Raw genomic sequence first — 1716 nt, 5'->3', positions numbered from 1 at the left:
GTACAGGTGCACTCGTATTCGGCGGCGGACACGTGGTACTGCCGCTGCTGCAGGCGGCCGTGGTCGCGCCCGGCTGGGTCGGCGATGCGGCGTTCCTGGCCGGATATGGCGTCGCGCAGGCCGTGCCGGGGCCGCTGTTCACGTTCTCGGCGTTCCTCGGCGCATCGCTGCGCAACGCGCCGAACGGCTGGCTCGGCGGCACGATCGCGCTGGTGTCGATCTTCGCGCCGTCGTTCCTGCTGGTGGCCGGCACCGCGCCGTTCTGGGAACGGCTGCGCCGCAGCACGCGAATGCAGGCCGCGCTCGCAGGCGTGAACGCGGCTGTCGTCGGGCTGCTGGTCGCCGCGCTGTATCACCCGGTCTGGACCGACACGATCGTGGCGCCGCGCGATCTGGCCGCCGCGCTCGTCGCATTCGTCGCGCTGGTGTTCTGGCGCGTGCCGCCGTGGGCCGTCGTGATCGCAAGCGCGGCGCTCGGCTGGGGGCTCGGCGTCCCGGCCTGACCGGGCACGCGCGGCACGCTTCACCTCGACAGAAAACAAAAAAGCCCTCGAAACGAGGGCTTTTTTGCTGGGTGCCGCGCGCGCGCCGTAGCGGCGCGCAGGCGCCGGACCTTACGCGAAGTTCTTCGCTGCGAAGTCCCAGTTCACGATGTTCCAGAACGCTTCGACGAACTTCGGACGTGCGTTGCGGTAGTCGATGTAGTACGCGTGTTCCCACACGTCGATCGTCAGCAGTGCCTTGTCGGCGGTCGTCAGCGGCGTTGCTGCGTTGCTCGTCGACACGATGTCGAGCGAACCGTCAGCCTTCTTCACGAGCCATGCCCAGCCCGAACCGAACGTGCCGACTGCAGCCTTCGTGAACGCTTCCTTGAATGCGTCGTACGAACCCCACTTCGCGTTGATCGCGTCGCCCAGCGCGCCCGTCGGTGCGCCGCCGCCGTTCGGCGACAGGCTGTTCCAGAAGAACGTGTGGTTCCAGATTTGCGCGGCGTTGTTGAAGATGCCGCCCGACGACTTCTTCACGATCTCTTCCAGCGACAGGTTTTCGAATTCCGTGCCCGGGATCAGATTGTTCAGGTTCGTCACATAAGCCTGATGGTGCTTGCCGTAGTGGTACTGGATCGTCTCGAGCGAGATGGTCGGCGCGAGTGCGTCTTCAGCGTACGGGAGCGGCGGGAGCGTATGAGCCATGGCAATTCCTTCGTTGAGTATGTAGGGAGGCTGTGTTGGATGCTGCCGAGCGTCCGATTGTAGGCGAGGACGAATAACCCCGCAAACTCACGGGCCATTTATCCGCGGTATGCGGAAAAGCGATGTTTGCGCAACGTCCGGCAGGACGAACCCGACGCTGCGCAGCATCCGTTCCCGCGCACGATGCGTCCGTTGCGGCAACCTTCGCTCCGCTTGCACCCGTTACGTCAGATCGTATCGCTCAGCCGCGGCTGCACGTCGGCGAGCGACACGTCGGCCGAGCCTTCCGCAAGATGCACGGTCAGGCGGCGCTGCGGTTTCAGCGCGTTCGGCGTGCGCACCGCGCGGCCCGTCTGTGCATCGATCAGCGCCGCATAGCCGCGCTCTAGCGTACGTTGCGGGCTCAGCACCTCGAGCCGTGCCGCACAGGCTGACACGCGAGCCGTGTCGCGTTCGTGACGGCGCTGCAGGGCCAGCGCAAGACGCTGCGACAGCCCCGCGAGCGCCTGGCGCGCCTGCGACA

Annotated in this window: 3 protein-coding genes; 1 reads left to right on the top strand and 2 read right to left on the bottom strand. The window is 66.4% G+C overall.

What is annotated here, in order from left to right:
• The coding region (locus G3N99_RS39480; RefSeq protein WP_206125107.1) for a chromate transporter at positions 1-503 on the top strand (503 nt) is incomplete at its 5' end.
• 111 nt (positions 504-614) lie between these two features.
• Here the strand turns inward: G3N99_RS39480 and sodB are convergent.
• Complete coding sequence (gene sodB / locus G3N99_RS39475) at positions 615-1193, bottom strand: superoxide dismutase [Fe] (RefSeq protein WP_011352986.1); 579 nt, start codon at positions 1191-1193, stop codon at positions 615-617.
• Between the two features lie 227 nt (positions 1194-1420).
• Positions 1421-1716: exodeoxyribonuclease VII large subunit (locus G3N99_RS39470; RefSeq protein WP_277396500.1), on the bottom strand; the 296-nt coding region annotated here is incomplete at its 5' end.

Source organism: Burkholderia sp. Ac-20392 (assembly GCF_017104585.1).
Classification (GTDB): Bacteria; Pseudomonadota; Gammaproteobacteria; order Burkholderiales; family Burkholderiaceae; genus Burkholderia; species Burkholderia lata.
This window is presented reverse-complemented; position numbering and strand designations above follow the sequence as displayed.

Excerpts from the sequence above, each read along its gene's own strand:
- sodB (WP_011352986.1), bottom strand. The coding sequence starts at position 1,193 with ATGGCTCATACGCTCCCGCCGCTCCCGTACGCTGAAGACGCACTCGCG.